The sequence below is a fragment of the Lysinibacillus sp. FW301-JW8 genome, from assembly GCF_058788755.1.
In genome coordinates, this window is the sequence record NZ_JBYTBB010000150.1 from 1 (window position 1) to 1004 (window position 1004).

The 1004-nt window shown below is 34.3% G+C and carries 1 protein-coding gene; it reads left to right on the forward strand.

The genetic code is table 11. From position 1 onward, the window contains the following. Positions 1–53: 53 nt before the first annotated feature. A complete protein-coding gene (locus tag AC3WOM_RS26675; RefSeq protein WP_492449209.1) occupies positions 54–977 on the forward strand; it encodes an IS3 family transposase in 924 nt (307 codons plus the stop codon). Positions 978–1004: the final 27 nt, after the last annotated feature.

Here is a 1004-nt window from a genome sequence, read left to right on the forward strand (position 1 = left end):
CCTGCGAACGATTTAAATGAGAAAACGATGGATGAGTTAAAAGAAGAAATTGAATATTTACGTATGGAAAATGCCTATTTAAAAAAGTTGAAAGCCTTAGCTCAAGAAAAGGATGCATTCAAACCAAAGAAAAAGTAAGAGCTGTATATGAGCTAAGGCTGGATTTTCCTCTTCAAGCTCTATTAAAGGTGGCAAAATTAAAGAAAAGTACGTATTATTATCACCTTCAAAAATGGACAAAACCAGATAAATATCAAGAGATCAAAGAACGAATTCAGACGCTTTTTCATCATCATAAGGGGCGTTATGGTTATCGTCGTATTTGTTTAGCCCTCCGTAATGAAGGATTTTTCATCAACCATAAAACGGTTCAACGATTGATGCAGGAGTTGGGCTTAAAAGGGACGGTACGCCCTAAAAAATACCGCTCGTATAAAGGGACAGTGGGCTATGTTGCAGAGAATGTAATCCAGCGCGATTTTGAAGCCACTGAACCAAATCAGAAATGGGTAACCGATGTAACGGAATTTAAAATGAATGGCCAAAAAGTCTATATTTCAGCTGTATTAGATTTATTCAGTCGAGAAATTGTTGGATATGAGGTATCGAAATCACCTAATTTTGAGTTAGTTCAACAGTCTTTTAAAAAGGCGTTTACGTATACAAAGTTACAGAAAAAAAATGACTTAATCATTCATTCTGATCAAGGATGGTTATATCAAATACAACGTTTTCAAGAGTTATTAGCAACTTATGAAATCAAGCAAAGTATGTCACGGAAAGGAAATTGTTTAGATAATGCCGTGATAGAAAGCTTTTTTGGCATAATGAAATCAGAATTTCTGTACATGACTACGTTTAAAAACTATGAAGAATTCAAAAAAGCATTAGCAGACTATATCCACTATTACAATCATGAACGGATAAAAATAAAACTCAACGGAAAAAGTCCAGTTGAGTTTCGAAAGGTTTCTTAAAAAGTTCAAACTTTTGGGGTCAGATCA